20 protein-coding genes and 1 pseudogene are annotated in these 24,601 nt (G+C 56.2%); 3 read left to right on the top strand and 18 right to left on the bottom strand.

Features of this window, described 5'->3' with window-relative positions; all coding sequences use genetic code 11:
* Nucleotides 1–34: 34 nt before the first annotated feature.
* The 10 genes from ACOSDM_RS12420 to ACOSDM_RS12375 form a co-directional block, all read right to left on the bottom strand.
* Complete coding sequence (locus tag ACOSDM_RS12420) at nt 35–2,101, bottom strand: ASKHA domain-containing protein (RefSeq protein ID WP_420724852.1); 2,067 nt, start codon at nt 2,099–2,101, stop codon at nt 35–37.
* Nucleotides 2,102–2,145: 44 nt separating this feature from the next.
* Complete coding sequence (locus tag ACOSDM_RS12415) at nt 2,146–3,054, bottom strand: dihydropteroate synthase (RefSeq protein ID WP_420724851.1); 909 nt, start codon at nt 3,052–3,054, stop codon at nt 2,146–2,148.
* A 209-nt stretch (nt 3,055–3,263) separates the two neighbouring features.
* Nucleotides 3,264–4,148, bottom strand: coding sequence for a homocysteine S-methyltransferase family protein (locus ACOSDM_RS12410; RefSeq protein WP_420724850.1), 885 nt, complete (start codon nt 4,146–4,148; stop codon nt 3,264–3,266).
* A 4-nt stretch (nt 4,149–4,152) separates the two neighbouring features.
* Nucleotides 4,153–5,019, bottom strand: coding sequence for a methylenetetrahydrofolate reductase (locus tag ACOSDM_RS12405; protein ID WP_420724849.1), 867 nt, complete (start codon nt 5,017–5,019; stop codon nt 4,153–4,155).
* Entirely contained in the window at nt 5,016–5,981 is a 966-nt protein-coding gene (locus ACOSDM_RS12400; RefSeq protein ID WP_420724848.1) for an ArsR/SmtB family transcription factor, read from the bottom strand. The genes ACOSDM_RS12405 and ACOSDM_RS12400 overlap by 4 nt, the downstream gene beginning before the upstream one ends.
* Nucleotides 5,982–6,156: 175 nt before the next feature.
* Entirely contained in the window at nt 6,157–6,897 is a 741-nt protein-coding gene (locus ACOSDM_RS12395) for a hypothetical protein (RefSeq protein WP_420724847.1), read from the bottom strand.
* 98 nt (nt 6,898–6,995) lie between these two features.
* A complete protein-coding gene (locus ACOSDM_RS12390; RefSeq protein WP_420724846.1) occupies nt 6,996–7,589 on the bottom strand; it encodes a sarcosine oxidase subunit gamma in 594 nt (197 codons plus the stop codon).
* On the bottom strand, nt 7,582–10,614 hold the full coding sequence (locus ACOSDM_RS12385; RefSeq protein ID WP_420724845.1) for a sarcosine oxidase subunit alpha family protein: 3,033 nt from the start codon (nt 10,612–10,614) through the stop codon (nt 7,582–7,584). The genes ACOSDM_RS12390 and ACOSDM_RS12385 overlap by 8 nt, the downstream gene beginning before the upstream one ends.
* Entirely contained in the window at nt 10,611–10,952 is a 342-nt protein-coding gene (locus ACOSDM_RS12380) for a sarcosine oxidase subunit delta (RefSeq protein WP_420724844.1), read from the bottom strand. Before ACOSDM_RS12380 ends, ACOSDM_RS12385 begins: the two co-directional genes overlap by 4 nt.
* A 32-nt stretch (nt 10,953–10,984) precedes the next feature.
* Nucleotides 10,985–12,229, bottom strand: coding sequence for a sarcosine oxidase subunit beta family protein (locus ACOSDM_RS12375; RefSeq protein WP_420724843.1), 1,245 nt, complete (start codon nt 12,227–12,229; stop codon nt 10,985–10,987).
* Nucleotides 12,230–12,520: 291 nt separating this feature from the next.
* On the opposite strand from ACOSDM_RS12375, the gene ACOSDM_RS12370 reads away from it, so the two are divergent.
* Together ACOSDM_RS12370 and ACOSDM_RS12365 are read left to right on the top strand one after the other, a co-directional pair.
* On the top strand, nt 12,521–13,639 hold the full coding sequence (locus ACOSDM_RS12370) for a GlxA family transcriptional regulator (RefSeq protein ID WP_420724842.1): 1,119 nt from the start codon (nt 12,521–12,523) through the stop codon (nt 13,637–13,639).
* Nucleotides 13,639–14,055: a DUF1801 domain-containing protein gene (locus ACOSDM_RS12365; RefSeq protein WP_420724841.1), complete on the top strand. Its 417-nt coding sequence runs from the start codon at nt 13,639–13,641 to the stop codon at nt 14,053–14,055. The genes ACOSDM_RS12370 and ACOSDM_RS12365 overlap by 1 nt, the downstream gene beginning before the upstream one ends.
* Here the strand turns inward: ACOSDM_RS12365 and ACOSDM_RS12360 are convergent.
* From ACOSDM_RS12360 to ACOSDM_RS12325, 8 genes and pseudogenes are all read right to left on the bottom strand, one after another.
* Nucleotides 14,052–14,393, bottom strand: coding sequence for a hypothetical protein (locus ACOSDM_RS12360; protein ID WP_420724840.1), 342 nt, complete (start codon nt 14,391–14,393; stop codon nt 14,052–14,054). The genes ACOSDM_RS12365 and ACOSDM_RS12360 overlap by 4 nt on opposite strands.
* A 186-nt stretch (nt 14,394–14,579) precedes the next feature.
* Nucleotides 14,580–15,971: an NAD(P)(+) transhydrogenase (Re/Si-specific) subunit beta gene (locus tag ACOSDM_RS12355; protein WP_420724839.1), complete on the bottom strand. Its 1,392-nt coding sequence runs from the start codon at nt 15,969–15,971 to the stop codon at nt 14,580–14,582.
* A 24-nt stretch (nt 15,972–15,995) separates the two neighbouring features.
* A complete protein-coding gene (locus ACOSDM_RS12350; RefSeq protein WP_420724838.1) occupies nt 15,996–16,421 on the bottom strand; it encodes an NAD(P) transhydrogenase subunit alpha in 426 nt (141 codons plus the stop codon).
* Nucleotides 16,422–16,541: 120 nt separating this feature from the next.
* A pseudogene (locus ACOSDM_RS12345) lies at nt 16,542–17,765 on the bottom strand (Re/Si-specific NAD(P)(+) transhydrogenase subunit alpha); the annotation flags it as partial.
* Nucleotides 17,766–17,936: 171 nt separating this feature from the next.
* On the bottom strand, nt 17,937–19,286 hold the full coding sequence (locus tag ACOSDM_RS12340) for an ABC1 kinase family protein (protein ID WP_420724837.1): 1,350 nt from the start codon (nt 19,284–19,286) through the stop codon (nt 17,937–17,939).
* Nucleotides 19,287–19,342: 56 nt separating this feature from the next.
* On the bottom strand, nt 19,343–20,158 hold the full coding sequence (locus tag ACOSDM_RS12335) for an alpha/beta hydrolase (RefSeq protein WP_420724836.1): 816 nt from the start codon (nt 20,156–20,158) through the stop codon (nt 19,343–19,345).
* 85 nt (nt 20,159–20,243) lie between these two features.
* Nucleotides 20,244–20,855: a glutathione S-transferase family protein gene (locus ACOSDM_RS12330; protein WP_420724835.1), complete on the bottom strand. Its 612-nt coding sequence runs from the start codon at nt 20,853–20,855 to the stop codon at nt 20,244–20,246.
* A gap of 5 nt (nt 20,856–20,860) precedes the next feature.
* On the bottom strand, nt 20,861–22,678 hold the full coding sequence (locus ACOSDM_RS12325) for an AMP-dependent synthetase/ligase (protein ID WP_420724834.1): 1,818 nt from the start codon (nt 22,676–22,678) through the stop codon (nt 20,861–20,863).
* Nucleotides 22,679–22,815: 137 nt separating this feature from the next.
* Between ACOSDM_RS12325 and ACOSDM_RS12320 the strand changes: the two genes are divergently transcribed.
* On the top strand, nt 22,816–24,597 hold the full coding sequence (locus ACOSDM_RS12320) for a M3 family oligoendopeptidase (RefSeq protein ID WP_420724833.1): 1,782 nt from the start codon (nt 22,816–22,818) through the stop codon (nt 24,595–24,597).
* The last annotated feature ends 4 nt before the right edge of the window (nt 24,598–24,601 follow it).

Genomic DNA, 24,601 nt, shown 5'->3' with positions numbered 1-24,601 from the left:
CGCTCTTTCCTGCGTTTAGTGTATCTGTATGCCGCTAGCCACGGCGTCTCCGGCGACGGCCACCTGTTTCGCCATCGTCATTGGACGAGTGGGCAGATTTCTTTGGTGGCAGCGTGATGACCTTTTCCAGATTCGGAAAGGGCGCTGTCTTATGCGGGAAGGCCATCGCACCGACGAAATGCTCCTGAAAGCGCGGTTCGACGGCGGTTTCGATTTTCTCAATTCCCGACACGATCTGCTTGATCTCCTCACGGGAATGGCGGTTCAACAGGGCAATACGCGCCCCGGTTCCAGCCGCATTCCCGACAGAGGCGACCATATCCAGCGGACAGTCCGGTATAAGACCCAGAACCATGGCGTATTTTGCATCGATATGGCTGCCAAAGGCACCGGCCAGAACGATGCGTTCCACGGGCTTGCCCAATTTGTCGATCAGCAATTGCGCGCCGGCATACAGCGCCCCTTTTGCCAATTGAATGGCGCGCACATCGGCCTGGGTTACACGGATTTCCGGCTCCCCGCGATGCAGGATATAGGAGAAGGTGCGGCCTTCCCCCAGAATACGGTCGGTGCGCGACGCGGTGCCGCCATCAATAATGCCGTCTTCGGTGATCAGCCCGGCCAGGAACATTTCCGCCAGGACTTCTATAATGCCTGATCCACAGATGCCTGTGACACCGGTCTTTTTCGACGCTTCGGCAAAGCCTGCCTCATTGGACCACAGATCTGAGCCGATCACCTTAAAGCGCGGCTCTAGCGTTTCCGGGTCAATGCGCACCCGTTCGATTGCGCCTGGTGCCGCGCGCTGGCCAGAGGAAATCTGTGCGCCTTCCAGGGCCGGGCCTGTCGGGCTGGAACAGGCCAGCAACCGGTCCTTATTGCCCAGAATGATTTCCGCATTGGTCCCAACATCAACGACCAAAGTGACCTCTTCGCGCAATTGCGGGCCTTCTGCCAGGGCGACACCGGCGGCATCGGCCCCGACATGGCCAGCAACACAGGGCAGGAAATAGACCCGCGCGCCTGGATTAGTCTTACCCTTCAAGTCCAATTCGCTGGCCAGGACTTCTAACGATTGATTGGTCGCCAGGGCGAAAGGCGCCCAGCCCAACTCGGTCGGATCAATACCCAGCAACAGATGGTGCATGATTGGGTTTCCAACCATGACAAGTTCCAGAATCTCGCTGGGATGTACTTTTGCCTCAACCGCAGCCTGACCGATCAGATATCCCAAGCTTTCGCGGACGGCCTTGGTCATTTCGACCTCTCCGCCCGGATTCATCATGACATAGCTGACCCGGCTCATCAGGTCTTCGCCAAAGCGGATCTGCGGGTTCATTGCGCCAACAGAGGTAACGACATCACCGGTTTGCAGATTGGTCAAATGCACCGACATCGTGGTGGATCCGACGTCAATCGCACAGCCAAAGATCTTGTCGTGGAAACCCGGCCAGACATAAATCAATTCATGTTCATTCCGGACGGCGGCGGTGATCTTCCACTCGCCCTTGCGCAATGCCTTCTGCAAAATCTGAATGACGGACAGGTCGGCGTGATCGACGGTCAGTCCCCATTGTTCATACAGGGCCTGTTCCAGCCGCTCCAGATCTCCAGACGGATGGTGCATGTCGGGTTCTTCAACCTCGACATAATGCAGACGCACGACCGGATTGATTTCAATACTCCGGACCTCAGCGCGTTTGCGCACAACCTGTTTATGGACCTGGCTGTCGGCGGGTATGTCGATCACCAGGTCACCCTGGATCGTGCTGGAACAGCCCAGCCTGCGATCCGCCTTCATGCTGCGTTTGCTTCGATAGCGTTCCTCCACCGCATTCATGGGGGAGATGTTTTCCGCCTTGCTTTTGATCTGAAACTTGGAAAAATCCCCGACCGAAGGGGTGATTTGGCATCGCCCGCAAATGCCACGACCGCCACAGACAGAATCCAGATCGACGCCCAGATGTCGGGCCGCCTGAAGGATGGGGGTTCCAATCGCAAAATCACCACTGCGGCCCGAAGGGGTGAAAACCACATGGGCGGTTTTCCCTTCGGGGGCAGTGGATTGTGTATCAGTCTTGGTCGGGTCGGCGTCAGCCATAAGGTACTCTTTTTTGTTTACAACAGCGGAACGAAGGGTTGGCGTCAGGCAGAACGGCGGCGGCGCGTGCTGCGACCCCCACGGGCTCCTTGTGCTTCACCTTCCGGGGCGGCCTCGCGGAAGCGCTTGATCCAGGCGGCGCAATCCTTGTCGTGACCGGCGATCACATCTGCGCCCCAAATTGCGTGCATTTCCGGCTCGTGCAGCGGGTTCATGATGGCGCTGGTCATGCCGGCCCCAACCGCCATGGACAGGAATGCACCGTTCAATGAATGCCGATTTGGCAAACCAAAACTCATGTTTGATGCGCCACAGGTCGTGTTGACCTTCAATTCATCATGCAGGCGACGGATCAGGTTCAAGGCGCCCACACCGGCATTGCCCAGGGCACCGATTGGCATCACCAGGGGATCGATCACAACGTCATGGGCGGGAATACCATAATCCGCGGCGTGTTCGACGATCTTTTTGGCAACCTGGAAACGAACGTCCGGATCTTCGGAAATACCGGTTTCGTCGTTGGAAATGCCAACCACGGCACAGCCATATTTCTTTACCAGCGGCAGCACGACTTCCAGGCGCTCTTCTTCCCCGGTCACAGAGTTCAGCAGCGGGCGGCCTTCATAGGCGGCCAGGCCTTGTTCCAGGGCTTCTACAATAGAACTGTCGATGCACAGGGGAATATCAACCAGGCTTTGCACCAGCTTGATGGTTTTTGCCAGAATGTCGGGCTCGTTGGCCAGTGGAATGCCTGCGTTGACGTCCAGCATATGGGCTCCCGCAGCAGCCTGTGCCAGCGCGTCTGCCGTGACTGTCTCGAAATTGTATTCCTTCATTTCCGCTGCCAGCTTTTTGCGGCCGGTTGGATTGATACGTTCCCCGATTACGGTGAAGGGGCGGTCAAACCCGATAATGTGGGTTTTGGTCTTGGATTCGAGAACAGTCCGGGTCATTGAGCAAATTCCTTGATACGATGTCGTCTCCACAATGTCAGGCGCGACATCGGGTCAGCACGACAGGATTATTGTCCGTCGTCAGATGGACGAAAGTTAACCGAGCGAGCGCAAGGGAACAGCGCGCCCGCGTCTATTAACGTCGGAATCGCGCCGTTCTTGGTTTTCGGTGAACAAAGTCCTGTCTAAAGACCCGTTCACGCGGTCGGTCAGGCTGTTTCGGACACCGATTCCGGTGCCTCGACAGGGTCAGGGAAACGGGTCCAACTGGATACAGGTTCCAGATCATCGACCACACGTTCGTCACGGACCCAACCCAGTACCGGACGGAAGCCATCCTCCGCACGATCCCGCAACAATGTGTCCAGGGCAGCGGTATGCTGCGGCAATGACCCGCCGCCAATCAGATTGACCGTGCCATCGCGCAAGGCGCTGTCCAGCCAGGCCGCGCGGCGGGCATCGCCGGGGCGGAATTGGACAATGCCATCGGCGCTGTCGACAGTGCGCGGACCAAAGCGGGGTCCACCTTCAATCCGTTGCAGCAGGATCGCGATGCGGCTGTTCAGCTTTTCCCTAGCCTTGTTAGCCCCTTCCAGCATGGCTTGTATGCGTCCAACCCCGGGTAACACGTCCAACAGAATGCCATCGGCTCCCCCGGCAATCAGCCCTTCAACCTGAATGCTGGCGGCGGCTTCCACGTCACCGGGAGGGATATCCCAGCCATCGTCGCGCACAACACCCATGACAAAACGGCGACGGCCTTCACCGGGCACACTGTCGACCGCTTCTGCGGCTGCTTCGGCAGCCTTGAAATTGATCATGAAGGCTTCATCTTCCAGACCATAGGCACGCAGGGTAAGAGGGTTTGCGCGCAGGCTGTTGGTCCGCACGATATCTGCACCGGCCTTCAAGAAGGCCTTATGCACATCAACAACCTTGCTGTAGCGCGTCAGGTTCAGCACTTCCGGGCATTCGGCCGCCCCGAAGAAATCCCGCTCTGCGTCCAGATCCAGTTCCGGCAGCTTAAGCTCTCTGGTGATAGATCCATCGGTCAACAGAACATGATGGGTCAGGGCTTCTGTAATTGTCCGCATTGGTTTACGCAGCCTCCTCTTTTTGAGTAATCACGGCGCTTTCTGTGCCTGTGATGCCAAGCGCCCGGGCGATGGTCAACGCATCCCGCACGCGATTTAATGTATATAGGTGAATATGGTCGACCCCTTCTGCGATCAAACGATCAGACAGGGAAACGGTTGTGGCAACCGATAGCGTGCGCACGGTTTCAGGATCGTCTTCCAACCCGGCGAAACGGGCATCCAGCCATCCTGGAACTTTCGCGCCACACCCGGCGGCGAAACGATGCAATCCTTCCAGGCTGGCAACGGGTAAAAGGCCGGGGATGATGGGTTGATGAATGCCCGCCGCGCGGCAGTCATCCCGAAAGCGCAGATAGTCTTCGATGTTAAAGAAGAATTGGGTGATTGCCTCACTGGCCCCGGCATCGAATTTACGCTTCAGGTGGTCCATCTCTGCCGCCTTTGAAGCGGATTTTGGATGGCCTTCGGGATAGCAGGCAACAGCGATGTCGAAGCCGCCAATCTTGCTCAATCCCTCGGTCAGCGCGGCGGCGCAGGGATACTCATGCCCCGTCACAGCGGGGGCATCGCCCCTTAGGGCTACGATCCGGCGAATGCCTTTTGCCTTCCAGTCGCGGGCCAGTCTGTCGATTTGATCCCTGGATTGACTGGATGCGGTCAAATGGGCGGCGATTTTATTGGCTTGGCCCTTTGCAACCAGGGCATTGATGGCAGTTTCGCTGCGTTCTCTACCAGACCCAGACGCCCCGTAGGTTACCGAAACATAGTCGCCGATGGTGGCCAATGTTGCGACACTGTTTTCAAATGTCTCAGAGCTGCCAGATTTGGGTGGAAACACTTCAAAACCGATTCGGATTGGATGGCTCATGCTGCTTCCTCCGCCTGGGAATGCGCGATCTTCTGCGCGGTCCAAACACAAACGGTCAGAGCACCGCCTTCCAATCGCGTCACAGCAATGTCGCCGAACCCGGTTTCCTGAAGCCAATTTTGAATCTGTTCCTGGGTGAATCCCGGCCAGCGGTGCGCATGTTCTGCCCGCAACTCTGCCAGATTATGCTGTTCAAAATCGACAATCAGAATGCGGCCCGTGTCAGATAATACGCGGGAGGCTTCGGCCAAGGCCTGGGCGGGATCATCGGCGTAATGCAACACCATATGCAAAACGGCCGTGTCGAAATCCTGATCAGCGCTGGGGATTTGATACATATCGGCCTGACGCACCTGACAGTCCGTCAGCCCCTCGCGTTCAATGGCGGCGCGCGCAACACGCAGCATTTCCGCAGACAGATCAATACCAACGGCGGAATTGGCGCGCGGCCCCAATAGTTCCAGCAATTTTCCGGTGCCGGTTCCGATATCCAGCAATCGGCCCAGGGACCAATTTCGCGTTACATCAGATAAAGCATTGGATACGGCTTCTTCATCGACATGCAGCGTGCGGATATGATCCCATTCGGCGGCATTGCGTTTAAAGTAATCCGCAGCCTCCGCATCCCATTTGCGGCGCAACCGGTCCAACCGATCCATGTCGCGCGCCAGAACAGGATCTTCCTGTGGCAGCAGGTCCAAGACGGCAGACGCAAAGCTGGCAGCGTTATCATCTGCGCGGCGATCCGATGCCAGGCGGTAACGCGCCCAGGATCCTTCCTGATGGCGTTCCAGCACATGGCCTTCGACCAGCAATTTCAAATGACGGGACAGGCGTGGCTGGCTTTGACCCAGCAAGCCGACAAGATCGCTGACCGTCAGTTCTGAATGGGCGCACAGGTTCAGGATCCGAATTCGGGTTGGTTCTGCCACGGCGCGCATTGCCTGAAGAAGTCTGTCCATTTGCTTAACCTCATAACATGATGCACACATAACAATATCTTTATGTCGTTCTGTCAACAAAAAAGAAGATGTCACGAACTGTGTGGTCTATTACGGGATCAAAATGCGTCATGCCCGCTTTGCAAAGAAAGCAGGGGCCGATCAGACGCTGGTGGCGGCAGGGCGGAGGCGGTTGCTATCTCAAGAAGGACAGTTCGATCGCGTGCAAGGCTTCATCGCTATGGATGATGCCATCCGCCTCTATCAATGTGCGGATTGACTGTTGCAGGGCTTCCAGGGCCTCTTCACCCTTGGTATCCATGATATCATGGGCGCAGTTCAGCATTGTCCGGGAGTCTGGATACAGGCGCCGGACGATTTCCCAAACCGTATCAGCCGGGCATTCGGTTTTTCCATAATTCTGTTGAATAAAGGACAACACAACCGTTCGTTCGGCCGGATGCAGATATCCATCACAGCGAGAGAAGAACATAAGCACCGATAATTCATCCCGCGCCGCGCACAGCAGGCTGCGGGTTTGATCGCTGACGCTGTCGCCTGTTCCTTCGCAGCGAAACCGTTCCAGAAATGTATAGGGTGAATCATAAGGAAGTGCACCGCCATGTGGATCAATCACCCGCATGGGACGTGTCAGGCGGAACCGCCTGATATCCTGGCGCGTATGGCAAAAGGCAGTGAAGCTGGGATCGTCACCCTCTGTCTTTGCCGACAGCAGGGTGACGCGGCGCACACTCCACTGGTCGTGATCATCCCTGTATTCAAGAATCACGCCAGCTGGCAGGTAGGTACCATCCTTTTCAGGCGTCAGCATGTCCGGGGAATCTTCTATCGGTGTTTCCTCTACAACGCCGCCGGGAAGGGGCGGGCGCGGAGCATTCGCGACTTTCCCGGCGATACGTTCAAAATCCCGCAACATGAAACGGTCCCTTACTTTTATGGGCGTTGTTAAACTTTGAAAGTATTTAACACCCAAAAGGGAGTTGGTGCCACGTAATTGTATGCAGGTATCCGCTATCAGGCGGGTGCCCATTCCCGTGCCCCATCGGCAAGATAGGCCCACAGATAATCAGCAAAACTCCACCGGATCATGATGTCGAATGTATCGGCATCGGTAAGGGTGATGAAGATCGTTGCATGATGGAACCCGGTACCTGTTGCTTGTCCCGGCTTAAAGGCGCGGGGATGTAAATCAACGACACAGCCTTTCGCCAGAAGATCGCGGCTGCGTGTGCCATCAACGCGCAGTATTGTGTAGTAATCACTGACATCAACAACAGATTTGCGAATACCCGAAAGCGCGGCGTTCAAATCGGTGATCAATTGAATTTGCGCATCCTCGTTGGTCCAGATCAGCCATTCGTCGAATGCTTTCCAGAATACTCGAAAGGCGCCGACGCGCAGGGAGGATAGAGGCTGTGTCGGCAGATCTGCCCCCAGGACAGATTTAACCCCCGCCGCGAAGGCTGGGTCGGCTGCATTACCCCGCAAAGTGACCTTCCCCAGAAACGGCAGTTCCGTGATGGTCACACCCTGGGCCTGAATTGGGTCTTTGCCCGACAGCGGCGTTTCAATGGTAACGCCCGGATACAAACTGGATGCCTTAGCCATTGGAGCGTACCCCTTCCTTATCAAAGAAGACTGTATCGGTCAGCGTCACCTTTTCCACATGCCCATTCATCAATGGGACAGAAAGCGTATCGCCTTTGCGCTTGATGCCATCCGCCACTAGGGCAAGGGCAATCGAACGGCCTACATTCGGGCTGTAGTAACTGGATGTGACATGGCCCAATGTCTTCATCGGGGGCTTGGGTTTCACGTCTTCCACCACATGCGCCCCTTCTGGCAGCACGAAATTCGGGTTTTCTGTCAACAGGCCAACCAATTGCTTGCGGCCTTCCCGTTTCGTATCGGTGCGATAGAAGGATCGGCGGCCCAGGAAATCATCTTTCTTCTTGGACACGATCCAGTCCATATTTAGATCCATCGGGGTAACCGTACCATCTGTATCTTGACCAACGATGATGAAGCCCTTTTCCGCGCGCAGGACATGCATGGTTTCCGTTCCATACAGGCACAGGCCATGGGCCTTCCCGGCGTCCTGTAGCGCGCGCCAGACATGCAGGCCATATCGGGCAGGGACGTTGATTTCATAGGCCAGATCACCGGTGAAGCTGATTCGATAGACCCGTGCGGGGGCCCCGGCAACCGTGCCTTCCTGCATCGCCATGAAGGGGAATATTTCCGGATCCAACGGCATGGAAGTGACATCTGCCAGCAATGCCCGCGCATTTGGCCCGGTGATGGTGCAGACCGCCCATTGTTCGGTCACAGAGGTCATATAGACCTCCATCTGGGGCCATTCAGTCTGGGACCAGTTCTCCAGCCAGCCTAGAACCCGCGCAGCGCCGCCGGTTGTTGTGGTCATATGGAAATGATCATCGGCCAGGCGGGTCGTGACACCATCGTCAAACACCATGCCATGTTCGTTCAGCATCAGGCCATATCGGGCGCGCCCAGGCTTCAGCGTGTCCCATTTATTGGTATAGACCCAGTTCAGGAATTCAGCCGCGTCCTTGCCCTGGATGTCAATCTTGCCCAGGGTGGAGGCATCCAGCATGCCAACTGTCTCGCGTACCTGACGGCATTCGCGCAGGACAGCCTGATCCATCGATTCTGTAACGCCGGATTTGCTTGTCTTGGGGAAATACCAGGGGCGCTTCCAGTCACCGACATCTTCAAACACCGCACCATTTTCGACATGGGCCGGATGCATCGCGCTGGTGCGTTCCTGAATGAACAGGTGATTGCGATTCTGTCCTGTAACCGCTCCAAACGTGATAGGCGTATAGGGCGGACGGAAGGTCGTGGTGCCAACCTCCGGGATCGCGGCATTGCGGATTTCCGCCATAATCGCCAGCGCATTGACGTTGGATGTTTTGCCCTGATCGGTGCCCATGCCGGTTGTGGTATAGCGCTTCAAATGCTCGACCGACAGATAGCCTTCGCGGGCGGCCAGATGAATGTCAGAGGCGACAACATCATTCTGATGATCGTGGAAATGCTTGGCCTTGCCATGACCCAGCGGCTTCTTGCCGGGAATGGTCCAGACCATGCGTTCAGGTCCTTCAACCAGAGGCTCAGTAGTGGGAGTCTTGGGCACTTCGCCGCTGCCAAAGCCCGCCGCCTGCGCTGCAGCGACGCCCTGCGCGAAGCCTTGTGACAGGCAATCACCCAGATCATAGGCACCGGTTCCCGACCCGGCCGCAACTGGCAGCCAGGGGCCCGCATGACCGGGGATAAAGCTGTTCTTTTCTGCGTCCCAGGTCAGTTTGCCCCGCGCCTGGCTCCACAGATGCACGGATGGGTTCCAGCCGTTCGAATTGGCCAGAATATCGCAGGCGATATAGGTCGTATCTGAAACAAGGCTTTTGCCATCGGCAGATATTTTCGCAATCTCGCAGCCGGTCACGGAATGCTTGCCAAATGTCGCAACCACGGCGCTGCCTTTATGGATGCGGATCATCAGGGCTTCGGCCTGTTTCACCAGAGGGCCGGTCGGATCTTCCCGTAAATCGACAATATCGACCGTGGCACCCGATGTATGGGCGTCGATTGCGGTTTTATAGGCGCTGTCATTATTGGTGAAGACAACAACCTGACGACCGGGTAGAACGCCATAGCGATTGATATAGGTGCGCAAGGCCGCCGCCAGCATGATGCCGGGGCGATCATTGTCGGCAAATACCAGCGGGCGTTCAATCGCACCCTGGGCCAGTACAACCTTTTTCGCGCGGATTTTCCAGAAACGCTGACGGGGGATGCGATCATCCGCCTGCGGCCCCAGATGGTCAGTGACCCGCTCCAGTGCGGTCAGATAGTTATAATCGTAATAGCCAGACACGGTTGTGCGCGGCAATATGGTCACCTCGTCCAGGCGGCTTAACTCCGCCAGGGATTTTGCAACCCAGTCCAGGGCGGGCTGTCCGTCGATCAGAGCATCATCGCTGAGCAGCGCACCGCCCATTTCCTGTTGTTCGTCGGCCAGGATGACACGCGCACCGGTGCGACCTGCTGCCAAAGCCGCAGCGATCCCGGCGGGGCCACCCCCAACCACAAGCACATCACAGAAAGCGAATTTCTGGGCATAGGAATCCGGGTCCCGCTCCATTGGGGACTTACCCAATCCTGCCGCACGTCGGATAATCTTTTCATAGACCGGCGTCCACCAGGAGGCGGGGAACATAAAGGTCTTATAGTAGAATCCAGCCGGGAACAGTTTTGCGATCTTCTGGTTCACCGATTGCACATCAAACTTTACCGACGGCCAGCAGTTCTGGCTGGCAGCGGTCAGCCCGTCATACAAATCCACCACGGTGGCGCGGGTATTGGGTTCCGTGCGCGGTCCTGTTTCCAATTGAACCAGGGCATTGGGTTCTTCAGACCCTGCGCTCATAATGCCGCGCGGGCGGTGGTATTTGAAGCTGCGCCCGACCAGTTTCACGCCATTGGCCAACAGGGCAGAGGCCAGCGTGTCACCACGATAGCCCGTGTAACTCTGCCCATCATAGGTGAAGGTCAATTTCTGGCTGCGGTCCAACCGGCCTTTGTCGGACAGGCGATAGGATTGGCTCATTTTTTAGCACCTTCGGCTAATTTCTTGTGATCATCGCAACAGGTCAATCCGTCCCAATCCTTGGGCGGCGTGGGCGCGTCTTCTCCCATTTTATAGCTGTCCCACATGACATCCGTGACGGTGTGGCGCAGCGCGTTGAACCAGCGCCCGCAGCCTTGGGTGTGTGACCACCGTTCCGCATGCACGCCCTTCGTATTCCTGCGGGTATAGATGTAATCGCCCCATTCCTGATCTGAAATCTGGCCAGGCTCCAGCGGGCGGGCGATATGGGCCTCGCCGCCATAGCTGAATTCGGTCTGATCACGCCAGCCACACCAGGGACATTTTACAAGAAACATGGCAGAAGCTCCAAATCTGAAAGGGTGTCGGCTTAGTGGGCAACAGCGGCGGCGGCCGCTTCATCGATCAGGGCACCGGTGTGGAAGCGATCCATGGAAAAGGGCGCTGCGATGGGGTGCATTTCACCATTGGCGATGGAATGGGCAAAGACATGGCCCGATCCTGGCGTTGCCTTGAACCCGCCCGTTCCCCAGCCACAGTTGAAATACATATTTTCAACCGGCGTCTTGGTCATGATGGGCGAACGATCGACAGTCACATCGGTGATGCCGCCCCATTGGCGCAGCATGCGAACCCGGCTGAAAATCGGATATAATTCCAGCACCGGGCCCACCACATGTTCGATCTGATCGAAGCTGCCCCGCTGGGAATAGGAGATATAGGGGTCGCCCGATCCGCCAATCACCAATTCGCCCTTATCGGATTGGCTGATATAGGCATGGATGGCGTTGGACATGATCACGCAATCGACGATGGGTTTCATCGGCTCGCTGACAAAGGCCTGCAAGGGGAAGCTTTCCAGGGGCATGCGGAAGCCGGCCATTTCCGCAACGACGGAGGAATGCCCGGCGGCGACAACGCCCACCTTGCCCGCCCCGATGCTGCCGCGGCTGGTCTCAACGCCTTTTACAACACCGCCTTCGATCTTGAACCCGGTGACTTCACAGTTCTGGATGATATCAACGCCCATTGCATCGGCCGCGCGGGCATAGCCCCAGGCCACGGCATCATGTCGCGCGGTGCCGCCGCGACGCTGTAACAGGCCGCCCATAACCGGATAGCGACAGTTCAGATTGATGATCGGCACCATCTCTTTGACCTGTTCGGGCGACAGGAATTCACTATCGATCCCATTCATATAGATGGAATTGCCGCGCCGCCCGATTTCCTGCATGTCGTGAACATTATGCGCCAGATGCAACAGGCCCCGCTGAGAGAACATGACGTTGTAATTCAATTCATCGCTGAGGCCTTCCCACAGGCGCACCGCGTGATCATACAGGGCAGCGGATTCATCCCACAGATAATTGGACCGCACGATGGTCGTGTTGCGCCCCGTATTTCCGCCGCCAAGCCAGCCTTTTTCCAGCACAGCGACATTGGTGATGCCGCATTCTTTCGCCAGATAATAGGCTGTTGCCAATCCATGGCCGCCGCCGCCAATGATCACCACATCATAATGGGATTTGGGATCTGGACTGCGCCAGGCGCGTTCCCAGTTTTCGTGGTGGGTGCGGGCATTGCGGGCGATTGCGAAGATGGAATATTTCTTCATGGTCACAGATCCTCATTGAGTGGCCTTTTGTGTAATACAGCGGCCCATTCCCCCCTTTCAGAACTGCGACAGGCTTAACAAAAAATGCGACGAGACCTCCTTTCCCCCCTATGACGCGGATTGACAAGAATCCCAATCACGCCCATAGCGATGATGACGCATATGTGAAACTTGCCCCCTTGGGATACCTGTGGATGGGCAGTACACACAGAAACGGTTCTTTCCTGGGGAAAGGGCCTGTCGCTTAGACTATATTTCAGCAGGACCGGCATAAAGAAGGATCGGTTACGAATGCGCATGTTGAAGCCCCTGGCAGGATCAGGCCCTGATAAGGTCGTATTCGTGCTGATACCAAATTTTTCTTTGATTGCCCTGTCTGGTGTGGTGGAGCCGATGCGGCTGGCCAATCGGATCAGTGGCAAGACCCTGTATAAATGGGAAACTGCCAGCCGGGATGGCGCGCCGGTTCAGGCCTCTAACGGGTTTCCGATCGGAACGGATCGTTCTGTTGCGGATTTCACATTACCGCCCAGCAATGTCATCCTGTGTTCTGGCATTGATGCGCATGTTTACAAGGACAATGCGGTCTTTGGCTGGCTGCGCCGTTGGGCGCGCGAAGGCAGCCATATTGGCGCAATCTGTACTGGGGCCCATGTATTGGCCCATGCGGGCTTGTTGAACGGCTATCGCTGCACCATCCACTGGGAAAACCTGGACAGTTTTACGGAAGAATATCCAGACCTGGACGTGCGGGCGGAATTGTTTGAAATTGACCGGGACCGTTTTACCTGTGCTGGTGGCGTTGCAGGCTTGGATATGATGCTGCAGGAAATCTCCACCAAGCACGGGGCCGATCTGGCTGCTGCTGTGGCTGAGCAATTCATGCATGAGCGGATGCGCGAAGGCCATGATGATCAACGGCTGCCCCTGCAGGCCCGCCTGCGAATCAGCCATCCCAAGCTGATCCGCGCGATCTCAGAAATGGAACGCCATACCGAAGAGGCGCTGACCCGGGACGAGATCGCGGATCGTGTCGGCCTGTCCCGGCGCCAGTTGGAACGCCTGTTCCGACGCTATCTGAATACCAGCCCGGCACGCTATTACCTGCGTTTGCGGCTGAATCGAGCCAAGACATTGCTGACCCAGACCACCATGCCGGTCACCGAGGTTGCCTTTGCCAGTGGCTTTACTTCCGCGTCCCATTTTTCAAAATGCTATCGGGATATGTTCGGGCGCACCCCACGCGCGGAACGGCGCGGTCCGGGCGGCGTTATCCTGGATGCAGAGGATGATGAGGTGGAAGACTTGGACGGCGCAGCTTTCGCCGATGAGGATTTTGAGGACGACCTGGGGGACGACCTCGGGGATGATCTTGACGATGACCTGCTGGAAGAGGGTGGTAAGGCGTAATGCCTGCCGCGTTCAAAGATGCTGCCGTTCAGGCTGTCTTTGATCAGTATGAGGCGGATGTTCGTGACAAGCTTCTGTCTCTTCGGGAATTGATTTTTGATCAAGCCGCCTTGATCCCCTCCGTCGGGCCCTTGTCTGAAAGCCTGAAATGGGGGCAACCTGCCTATCGCCCCGTTGCAAACAGGATTGGCACGACGGTGCGATTGGATGCTATCCCCGGTTCGGGCGGGGCTGTGGCACTTTATGTTCCCTGCTCAACCACCCTGATTTCAGATATCTTGACCCGATATCCTGATGTGTTTGACAGTCAGGGAAAGCGGGCGCTGGTTTTCGCGCCCGACACATCCATCCCGGAATCAGAACTGCGCCATGGGATCGCGATGGCGCTGACCTATCACCGCCGAAACGTACTCTAAGACGCGGTTGGCGCAACGCTGGTTGTTTCCTGTATTGTCGGTTCCCAATCTTCACCCGCTGCCAGCAAGCAGGTGATGCCGTTTCCATTGGTATGAACAAAGGTCCATGTCCCGTTTGGGGAGACGAATAGCTCTACCAAAGACCCCCCATTGGTCATGCCAACGGCAGACTGGCGTTCCTCAAACCGGGCGGACAGACGTTGGATAATAATGTCTCTTGGCCCGCATATCTGGGGTTCGTCGCCCGCCTGTGCAGCCTGGGGAAGGCTGCCCCCAAACGCTATCAACAGGCTTAGTATGGCAAGAACTGATCCTGATTTCACATACAGCGCTTTCATAATGCTCTCCCGATCCAGAAATACAATATGACACTATGATGACAACAGAATGCACCAATTTGCATTCATCCAATATGATTGTTTTGTTACTGTAATATTACGATATGCCTTTAAGCATCAAAAAGCAAAGGGCCGGGAGGCTTGTGACAGCACCCCGGCCCTTTCATCAGGTTAATTAAGGCTGGATCAGCCCTTCAGGCTTTTCACGATCTTTTCCACCATCTGCTTGGCGTCGCCAAACAGCATCGTGGTGTTGTCGCGGAAGAACAATTCATTCTGCACCCCGGCATAGCCCGACGCCATGGAGCGTTTCAGGAACAGGACCTGACCGGCATTTTCCACATCCAGAATGGGCATGCCATAGATGGGGGAGGCCTTGTCGGTCTTTGCCGCTGGGTTGGTGACGTCATTTGCCCCGATCACAAAGGCAACATCGGTGCTGGAGAAATCGCCGTTGATTTCTTCCAGTTCCATGACCTCGTCATAGGGAACATCTGCTTCCGCCAACAGCACGTTCATGTGGCCTGGCATGCGGCCTGCAACCGGGTGGATCGCATAGCGGACCGTCACGCCTTCTGCTTTCAGCAGATCCGCCATTTCCCGCAGGGTATGCTGTGCCTGGGCAACAGCCATGCCATAACCGGGCACGATGATGACGCTGTCGGAATTCTTCATCATATAGGCCGCATCTTCCGGCCCGCCTGATTTGACCGGGCGGTCGTCATCGCCGCCATCGCCAGATGCCCCGGCAACTTCACCGCCAAAGCCCCCCAGGATGACATTGAAGATCGACCGGTTCATGCCCTTACACATGATATAGCTGAGGATCGCGCCAGAGGCACCGACCAGCGCACCGGTCACGATCAAGGCGGTATTGGCCAATGTGAAGCCGATGCCTGCGGCGGCCCAGCCGGAATAGCTGTTTAGCATGGAGACAACGACGGGCATATCTGCGCCACCAATTGGCAGGATCAGCAGGAAACCCAAGGCAAAGGCCACCAGTACGATGGCCCAGAAGATCCAGGGCGCCTGGGTGACACATAAGGCGATAATCAAAACCACCAACAGAATGCCCAATCCGGCATTCAATGGATGCTGACCAACAAAGGACAGCGGCTTGGACCCAACGATTCCCTGCAACTTACCGAAGGCAACCAGAGATCCGGTAAAGGTCACAGCCCCGATGGCGGTGCCAAGGCCCATTTCGATCAGGGACCCAATGGCAATTTGGCCTGCGGTCCCGATATTGTATTCTTCCGGTGCATAGAAGGCCGCAGCGGCAACAAAAACCGCGGCAAGGCCCACAAGGCTGTGGAAGGCGGCGACCAATTGCGGCAGCGCCGTCATTTCGATTTTACGGGCAATAAACGTCCCGATTGCGCCGCCAACGACGATCCCAAGAATGATCCATTCATAGGACAGAACATTGGGCATAGCCAAGGTTGTCAGGATGGCAATCGCCATCCCGACGATGCCGAAACGATTACCATTCCGGGCTGTTTCCGGGTGGCTGAGGCCGCGTAGTGCGAGGATGAAACACACTGCCGCGACGAGATATGCATAACCGGCCCATTCCATTGTCGGTCTCCCTTCCCGCCGCGATTAGCGTTGTTTCTTCTTGAACATGGACAACATCCGGTTCGTGACAACGAAACCGCCGAAAATATTCACACTGGCCAGGACCACGGCGATAAAGCCGAAGACTTTGGACAGGCTCATGTCAGTAGGCCCCGCTGCGATCAAGGCCCCAACTATGATCACCGATGAAATCGCATTGGTGACCCCCATCAAGGGGGAGTGCAGGGCGGGCGTCACCGACCACACCACGTAATAGCCCACGACGCAGGCCAGAACAAAGGCGGTGAAGAGATACAGAAAGGGCGTTTGCGTCGCGGCTTCCGCAGCGGATGCGACCCCGGTTGGGTCCAGCGCGGTCACTTTCGCCGACAGAGCTTCCGCCTTCGCCGCTAAGGCCTGCGCCTGTTCTTGCAGGCTTTGGGCGGCGTTCATCAAATCTTGCTTGTCCATGGATCAGCCCTCCTTTCCATCAGTACCGGCGCTGTCATTGGCGGGCGTCTGTGCCGGGGCTGCCGCCTCTTGTGTTTCAGCAGGCGCCTTTTTTGCAGCGGCTTTTTTCGCGCCGGCTTTTTTGGGTCCTGTCTTCTTTGGCCCAGATTTCTTGGACGCCTTCTTCGCAGCGGCTTTTTTAGGCGCGGCCTGCTTGGATGATCCACTGCCCAGCGCTTCTTTCACGCGGTCCTGAACAATTTCCCCATCCATACAGACCAGGGTGCCCTGAATGACCGCATCTTCCCGGTCGATCTTCATCTTTCCGGTATCTTTGTCGATCATGGGCGTCAGGAAGTTCAGAAGATTGCGCGCAAAAAGCTGGCTGGTCGTTTCGGCCAGACGGCTGGGTACATTGGCATGCCCGATCAGGGTCACATCGTGCTTTGTCACCACCTTGCCGTATTCGCTCAACGGACAGTTCCCGCCCGCTTCTACGGCCAGGTCGACGATCACAGAACCGGGCTTCATTGATTTAACATGATCTTCCGTCACCAGAACAGGGGCTGGCCGACCCGGAATCAGGGCGGTTGTGATGACAATATCCATTTTCTGGATTTTCTCGGCGATCAGTTCAGCCTGCTGGCGCTTGTAATCGTCAGACATTTCTTTGGCATAACCGCCATCGGACTGTGCCTGTTGGAATTCTTCATTCTCAACCGCCAGGAATTTCCCGCCCAGGCTTTCAACTTGCTCCTTCGTTGCGGGGCGCACATCGGTCGCATGCACAATTGCGCCCAGGCGTTTGGCGGTCGCGATGGCTTGCAGGCCCGCAACGCCGACCCCCATGATGAACACATTGGCCGGGTTCACGCGGCCCGCTGCCGTAGACATCATCGGTAAGGCGCGACCATAATACTCCAAGGCATCCAGAACGGCCTTATAGCCCGACATGTTTGCCTGACTGGACAGGATATCCATGGATTGGGCGCGGGTAATGCGCGGCACCAGTTCCATTGCAAACAGGGTAACGCCCTGATCGTTCAGGGCCTTGACGGTATCGCCCTCTGTCAGGGCATAAGCGTGGCAGGCCAGCGCCTGTCCTTTGGAAAACAGTTTAATCTCTGATTCCAGCGGCCGGGCGATCTTCAAAACAAGATCAGCCCCTTTGACCGTATCAGCCGGAGTTTTGGCGATGGTTGCGCCGGCCTCTTTAAAGGCACCATCCAGGATTGAGGCAGCATCGCCCGCACCGGTTTCTACGGTCACGGAGCAGCCAAGCGAAATGAATTTCGCAACACTATCGGGCGAGGCCGCAACGCGCTTTTCACCGTCGCGTCGCTCCTTCAATACCGCAATTTTCATGGGTTATCCCCCGTTTCCACATCCCAACACACGCCCCTCGATCCCTTTCAGGTTCGTTGGGGCACGATCCGCAATCAGTATTTATGCTCTCGACGTTACCGATATGGAACAGTCTGGGCAAAAGAAAAGGGGGGCGGGTGCAAACTTTCTTTAATGCGACTGTAACTGTCCCTAGGCAACCAGCCCGACTTTCTCAAGGGCGGCGGCCTGCCGCTGTTCCAATTTTGCGGCATCGAAGCCGTCGATCAATTCATGAAACTGTCGGTGCCAGTTCACTTCAGCCTTCAAATGCATGAAGACGGACCCCAGGCCAATTGCGGCGCGGTCGACCAGTACGAATTCGCGGGGGGGCTGAACCCCACCCAGGCGCGACAATTCCTTCTGAACCTTTCCGGCGACTTGCGCCCCGTATTGGCCGTTGTCGGTTTCCTGGATTTTTTGCACCTTGTCTTCCATCAGGGGGCGATACAGGAAACGGGCCCAGACATTCAGGACTTCCAGCAATTCCTTTGAGATATTCTGAAACCCCCAGGATTCATAGGCATGGACGGCCAGATCCATATCATCGTCCCGCAAGGCGCGGTACAGGTCGATCACACCGGTTACAAAGCTTGGCGGGAAGATCCGGATACAGCCGAAATCCAGCAGATTGATGCTGCGCCCGTCGTCTTGAACCGCGTAATTGCCCATATGCGGGTCGCCATGAATGACGCCATAGTCATAGAAGGGGACATACCAGGCGCGGAACATCGACAGTGCGATCTCATTGCGGGTTTCCAGGGGTGCATCGCGATAGGTCATCAGCGGGCTGCCATCCAGCCAGGTCATCGTCAAAAGCCGCTTGGTCGACAGATCGGACACGGGATCTGGTACCCGCACACGGGACTCATTGGCCAGCATATGTTGATACAGCAACATCGCCTTGGCCTCGCGCTCATAGTCCAGTTCTTCGCGCAGACGCTCCGACAATTCCTCATAGATGCGCTTGGTAGAGATCGCCTTGTCATAGCGCTCATAGATCGAAAAGATCAGCTTCAACTGTTTCAGATCAGAATCGATGGCTGAGGCCATATCGGGATATTGCAGTTTGCAGGCCAGCCGCTTTCCATCGTCCAAGGTGGCGCGATGTACTTGGCCTAGAGAAGCTGCATGGGCGGCCTCTTTTTTGAACTCTGTAAAGCGTTTGGTCCAGCCCGGTCCCAATTCTGTCGCCATGCGACGGCGGACAAAGGGCCATCCCATCGCGGGCGCATTGGTCTGTAACTGTCGCAACTCTTCCGCATATTCTTTTGGCAGAGCATCTGGAATGGTGGACAGGATTTGTGCCACTTTCATCAGCGGCCCCTTCAGCCCGCCGATTGCCATCTTCAATTGGCCGGCATGTTTATCCTTATCCAGCTTCAAACCCAGATAACGCGATCCTGCCAGGCGCGCGCCCAGCCCGGCCATCGCGCCGCCCACCTGGGCCGCACGGCGCACCTGCCCGGTGAAGGATGTATCGTCGTTATAGGAATCTGACATAGTGTCTCTTCTACGTGCCGCTGTCGGTGCTGGATTGCCCAAAAAGACCGTTCCTATCACATATCGTGTTCAGTCAGCCATTGGGCAAGGGTGTCTGCGGCGGTTTGCCAGGCGTCGTCCAGCATGATGCCATGGCCGGTGCGTGGCAGAATATGGGCTGTTTCGCCCAGTAAGCGGGCTGTGGACCGAATGAAAGGCGGGGGGATCAGGCCATCATCTTCCGCCCCCAGAACAAGAATGGGCATCCGACCTGTTAATCGGTCCGGTCGCACCTGGATCAGGCCATGCATTTCCGCCACAGCGCGGGAGGATTCACCCCCCATCATTGGCAGATACTTCTTTATCAGGGACGCTGGCACATGTTTTGAAAACAGGGCCTGGCGCAGGCTGTCCATGGTCATGGCGTCGGGCCTACCAGACTGCACCCGGCCGATATCCAACATCAGCATCGGGTTCCACATTGCCAGGCTCATCGACGGGCCGATCAGGCCTGCGGGCGGGACAGAAGATAACAGCGCCAATCCGGCAATGTTATGATCTTCCGCATATTTCATCGCAACGAAACCGCCCATGGAATGTCCGATCAGAACAGGCGGCCGGTCCAGATCTTCCACCACGGAGGCAAGGTCCTTGATATAGTCAGATATCCCGAACCTGTTGATATCCTGTTGCCCGCCGCTGCCGCCATGCCCCCGAAAGGAGGGCGCATAGCAGGTATAACCATGGGCGGCATAATAGGGCAGGAAGCGTTCGATCCAGCACCAGGCGCCCGCGAAAGCACCATGCAGAAAAACCAGCGGCACAGGTTTGCGCGCAACGCCTTCCGGTGGCGTTACTCGGAGAATTTCCAGATTTAGGGAGTCGGCGGTCAAGGAGGTTCCTTTCGAATGGACCCTCTTAGTTAGGCCGACTCACAGTATTAGCAAAGGGTAAGGTGATATGCCGTAAACCTTCAGGCTATAGCGCGGTTTCCTGAAAGGCGGGCAGTGCCTCGCAGCGTGTGGTGAATTTGTCCAGATCGGGGACATTAAGCGTCAAGGCGGGTCGAACCTTTTTTGCGAAGCTGTGGGCGACGGCAACACTGATATCGGCCTGGCTGATCGCCTGTGTTCCCGCCATCCATCCATCGCCTGCGGCTTTGGCAAGGCCATTTAGATGCTCCAATCCGGCGATAACCTGTGCGTCATTGTGGTCGATCCAGGGCTGGTGGACTTTTTCTTCCGGATGGAAACGGGTTTCATAGAAGGCCCATTGCGCCTTTTCCATAACACCAACGCCCAGCGCCGCGATTTGCAGGACGGCACGTCGGCTGGGACCGCTGGGCGGCGTTAAGGCGCGACCGGGTCCTGCCATTTGGTCGATCTCATCCAGGATGGCCCCGCTTTCGATCAGCGCACTGCCATCCTCCAGCACCAGGGTCGGAACCCGCGCCAAAGGGTTATGTTCCCGCACCACGTCTGGTCTTTCAAATACCCGTACGGCGTTATGCGTATAGGGCATGTCCAGCAAATTCAGCGCAATTGCGACACGGCGCGTATAGGGTGACAGGTAGACGCCATAAAGTTCCATCACGCTTAACCCTTTCCATACAGTGCTTCCAGGCGGTCCTGATAGCTTTGTTTAATGATGTGACGGCGGCTCTTCATCGAGGGCGTCAGCATCCCATTTTCAACACTGAATGGTTCTTCTGCAATCAGAATGCGGCGGACCTTTTCGATAATGCTCAACTCTGCATTGGACCGATCAACGGCGGCCCGAACGGCTTTCTCAAATGCGGCGTCGTCCAGAAGGGATTGCCAATCGCCACCGCTGCCTTTTTGGTTATTCTTGCGCCAATCCTTCACCCATTCGGTATCCGGTACGATCAGGGCGACGATATGGGGGCGCTTGTCGCCATAGACCATGACTTGCCCGATTTCGGGTTGCAGGGCGATGACCCCTTCGATGCGCTGGGGGGAAATGTTATCCCCGCCTGAATTCACGATGATATCCTTTTTGCGATCGGTGATGCGGATGCGGCCTTTCGAATCCAATTCCCCGATATCCCCGGTATGCAGCCAGCCATCCTTGATCGTTTCGGCCGTGCGATTCGGGTCATTCCAATAGCCCAGCATGACCAATTCACCCCGCACTAGGATTTCACCATCATCTGCAATCTTGACCTCAACCCCCATCAAGGGGGGGCCGACGGTTGTCAGGTCATTCATTTCCACCCGATTGACCGAAACGACAGGCGCGCTTTCTGTCTGGCCATAGCCTTGCAGAATGCGCAGGCCCAGGCCCAGAAAGAACAGACCCACATCGTAATTCAACGGCGCGCCGCCGGAGACAAAGGCCTTCAACCGTCCCCCAAAGCGCTGTTTGACCTTGCGGCGCACCAGGAAGGACAGGGCGGCATCCTGGATCTTCTCCATCAGGGTCAGGGAGTCTGGGTCTTCATATCTTTTGCTGCCCAGCTCGACAGCGCGTAACAAGAATTTTTCCTTCGTTCCCCCGACTGCGGCCGCACCCCGCAGGATCTTCGCGCGCATGTTTTCATACAGGCGCGGGACGGCGGTCATGATGGTTGGCTGTACCTCGATGATATTCTGCGCCAGCTTATCGATGCTTTCCGCATAATAGACCTGTGCGCCGATAGAGATGGGAACAAATTGGCCTACCGTATGTTCATAAGAATGGCTTAGCGGTAAAAAGGACAGGAAGACCTCTTCGCCTTCTTTCAGGCCGGGCAGGGTATGCAAAAATTCCTCTGCCCCCATCACATTGCACAGCATGTTGCCGTGGCTCAGCATGACGCCAGTTGGTTCCGCGCTGGTCCCAGAGGTATAAATGATCGCCGCCATTGTATCGCGTTTGATGGCTTGGGCATCCTGCGCCAAGGTGGCGGGTGTGCTGTCTTTGGCCCGTTCCGCCATGCCCAACACATCGTCCCAGCCATGCAGTTTCAGACCTTGCGGCACGGACCCCGGCCATTCCATGGTGATCAGGGTCTTCAGGTCCGACCCTTCCGCTGCCTGCATGACGCGTTGCGACAGGGGGGCCAGGGAACAAATGGCAAGGGTTGCGCCGGAATCCTGAATGATATGCCGGTGATTGCTGACCGTGTTTGTTGTATAGGCGGGAACAGCGACCGCCCCGATTGCCATTATGGCCAGATCCGTAATCATCCATTCGGGACGGTTTTCGGATACGATCAGGACCCGGTCGCCTGGTTTCACGCCCAATTGCTTCAGACCGTAGGCGAATTTTGTTACCCTCTCTGCGACCTGCTTCCAGGTGGAGGGACGCCATCGACCGTCAGATTTTGCCCACAGAAAGGGAGTGTCTTTAAATTTTGACGCGCGTTCGAAAAATAATGTTGGTAGGTTTGGTATGGACTCATACGCCAGCATCGCCTTGCATTCCCCTGTTTTAGCGTTCCCTGTTTCAAGTGGGCTTATTCAATTGGGTCTGGGACGAATTATCATATCGCCTTGTTCAAACGACCCTACAGACATAGATACGGATGAAATCAAAGGAGACAAGCATCATGCCAGATACGCATATTTCATCCGACTTGCCGGTTTGGGATTTAAGTGACCTTTATTCCTCGCCTGATTCCGGCGCGTTGAAACAGGACTTATCCGATGCCTTGAACCGGGCGCAAGCGTTTGAAACGCAATATTCCGGCGCTCTCAACGACTTATCGGGTGATGGACTGGCCCAGGCGGTGGTTGAGTTTGAGGCCATTGATGAAATCCTGTCCCGTATTCTCAGCTATTCGCAATTGTTGCATGCAGGGGATGTCAGTGATCCAGAAATCGGCAAATTCTCTCAGACAATGCGGGAAAAGGCGACGGAAATTAACAGCCATCTGCTGTTTTTCACTCTGGAACTGAATAAGTTGGATGATGAAGGATTCGCTAAAAAGCTGTCCGAAAGCACGTCCCTGACCCGGTATAAGCCGTGGCTGGAGTCGGTTCGCCTCTATCGTCCCTATCAGTTATCAGATGAACTTGAACGTCTGTTATTGGATAAAAGCGTTGCTGGATCGGCAGCCTGGATGCGGTTGTTTGACGAGACAATGGCCGGCCTGCGCTTCCCCTTTCGGGACCAATCACTGACCATGACGGAAATCCTGCACAAAATGCAGGATCGCGACAGCAAAACTCGAAAAGAGGCCAGCCAATCCATGGGCCGGGTGCTGTCGGAGAATATTTCCACCTTCTCGCTGATCACCAATACCCTGGCCAAGGACAAGGCGGTTGAGGATAAATGGCGCGGCTTTGATCGCCCCATCTCTTCGCGCAATTTGTCTAACCATGTCGAAGACACGGTGGTGGATGCGCTGATTCAGGCGGTACGGGAGAAGTATCCAGACCTGTCCCATCGCTATTACCGGTTGAAGGCCAAATGGTTGGGCCAGGAAACGCTGGACTATTGGGACCGCATGGCCCCGCCGCCTGCCGATGATGATCGTACCTTCTCCTGGGAGGATGCCAAACATATCGTGATGGAGGCCTATGGCAGTTTCTCCCCCGATATGGCCGGCGTGGGACAGAAGTTTTTTGATAATGACTGGATTGATGTTCCCCCACGCCAGGGAAAATCAGGCGGGGCCTTTGCCCATCCGACTGTGCCCTCTGCGCATCCCTATCTGCTGTTGAACTTTCAGGGCAAATCCCGCGATATCATGACCCTGGCCCATGAGCTTGGGCATGGTGTGCATCAGGTCCTGGCGGGCAAGCAGGGGCATCTTTTGGCCGACACGCCCTTGACCCTGGCGGAAACGGCATCGGTATTTGGGGAAATGCTGACCTTCAAGAGCATGCTGGCGGCAACCAAGGATCCGATAGCACGTCGTGCGGTTCTGGCCTCTAAAATCGAAGATATGATCAACACGGTCGTGCGCCAAATCGCATTTTGTGAGTTTGAACGCCTGGTTCATGACGAGCGGAAAGAAGGCGAGTTAACCGCAGAACGCTTGGGCGAATTGTGGATGCAAGTCACCCATGACAGTCTGGGCGATGTGTTCCGGTTCGATGAGCATTATCGGCACTATTGGGCCTATATCCCACACTTTATCCACTCGCCCTTCTATGTGTACGCGTACGCCTTTGGGGATTGTCTGGTGAATGCGCTGTATGCGAAATATGAGGCAGAACCAGATGGCTTCCAGCAGAAATACATGGATATGCTGTCTGCCGGTGGAACACTGGGTCACAAGGAGCTTCTGGCGCCATTTGGTCTGGATGCCAGCGATCCCAATTTCTGGAAACTGGGACTGAGTGTAATCGAAGGCTTCATCGACGAGCTTGAGGCGACGTTTTAGGCTG

The sequence above is a fragment of the Hwanghaeella sp. LZ110 genome (assembly GCF_048892525.1).
Lineage (GTDB): Bacteria > Pseudomonadota > Alphaproteobacteria > UBA8366 > Aestuariispiraceae > Pacificispira.
The sequence above is the reverse complement of the archived record's forward strand: the minus strand, read 5'-3'. Positions and strand labels throughout refer to the sequence as shown.

Excerpts from the sequence above, each read along its gene's own strand:
- ACOSDM_RS12420 (WP_420724852.1), bottom strand. The coding sequence starts at position 2,101 with ATGGCTGACGCCGACCCGACCAAGACTGATACACAATCCACTGCCCCC.
- ACOSDM_RS12415 (WP_420724851.1), bottom strand. The coding sequence starts at position 3,054 with ATGACCCGGACTGTTCTCGAATCCAAGACCAAAACCCACATTATCGGG.
- ACOSDM_RS12410 (WP_420724850.1), bottom strand. The coding sequence starts at position 4,148 with ATGCGGACAATTACAGAAGCCCTGACCCATCATGTTCTGTTGACCGAT.
- ACOSDM_RS12405 (WP_420724849.1), bottom strand. The coding sequence starts at position 5,019 with ATGAGCCATCCAATCCGAATCGGTTTTGAAGTGTTTCCACCCAAATCT.
- ACOSDM_RS12400 (WP_420724848.1), bottom strand. The coding sequence starts at position 5,981 with ATGGACAGACTTCTTCAGGCAATGCGCGCCGTGGCAGAACCAACCCGA.
- ACOSDM_RS12395 (WP_420724847.1), bottom strand. The coding sequence starts at position 6,897 with ATGTTGCGGGATTTTGAACGTATCGCCGGGAAAGTCGCGAATGCTCCG.
- ACOSDM_RS12390 (WP_420724846.1), bottom strand. The coding sequence starts at position 7,589 with ATGGCTAAGGCATCCAGTTTGTATCCGGGCGTTACCATTGAAACGCCG.
- ACOSDM_RS12385 (WP_420724845.1), bottom strand. The coding sequence starts at position 10,614 with ATGAGCCAATCCTATCGCCTGTCCGACAAAGGCCGGTTGGACCGCAGC.
- ACOSDM_RS12380 (WP_420724844.1), bottom strand. The coding sequence starts at position 10,952 with ATGTTTCTTGTAAAATGTCCCTGGTGTGGCTGGCGTGATCAGACCGAA.
- ACOSDM_RS12375 (WP_420724843.1), bottom strand. The coding sequence starts at position 12,229 with ATGAAGAAATATTCCATCTTCGCAATCGCCCGCAATGCCCGCACCCAC.
- ACOSDM_RS12370 (WP_420724842.1), top strand. The coding sequence starts at position 12,521 with ATGCGCATGTTGAAGCCCCTGGCAGGATCAGGCCCTGATAAGGTCGTA.
- ACOSDM_RS12365 (WP_420724841.1), top strand. The coding sequence starts at position 13,639 with ATGCCTGCCGCGTTCAAAGATGCTGCCGTTCAGGCTGTCTTTGATCAG.
- ACOSDM_RS12360 (WP_420724840.1), bottom strand. The coding sequence starts at position 14,393 with ATGAAAGCGCTGTATGTGAAATCAGGATCAGTTCTTGCCATACTAAGC.
- ACOSDM_RS12355 (WP_420724839.1), bottom strand. The coding sequence starts at position 15,971 with ATGGAATGGGCCGGTTATGCATATCTCGTCGCGGCAGTGTGTTTCATC.
- ACOSDM_RS12350 (WP_420724838.1), bottom strand. The coding sequence starts at position 16,421 with ATGGACAAGCAAGATTTGATGAACGCCGCCCAAAGCCTGCAAGAACAG.
- ACOSDM_RS12340 (WP_420724837.1), bottom strand. The coding sequence starts at position 19,286 with ATGTCAGATTCCTATAACGACGATACATCCTTCACCGGGCAGGTGCGC.
- ACOSDM_RS12330 (WP_420724835.1), bottom strand. The coding sequence starts at position 20,855 with ATGGAACTTTATGGCGTCTACCTGTCACCCTATACGCGCCGTGTCGCA.
- ACOSDM_RS12325 (WP_420724834.1), bottom strand. The coding sequence starts at position 22,678 with ATGCTGGCGTATGAGTCCATACCAAACCTACCAACATTATTTTTCGAA.
- ACOSDM_RS12320 (WP_420724833.1), top strand. The coding sequence starts at position 22,816 with ATGCCAGATACGCATATTTCATCCGACTTGCCGGTTTGGGATTTAAGT.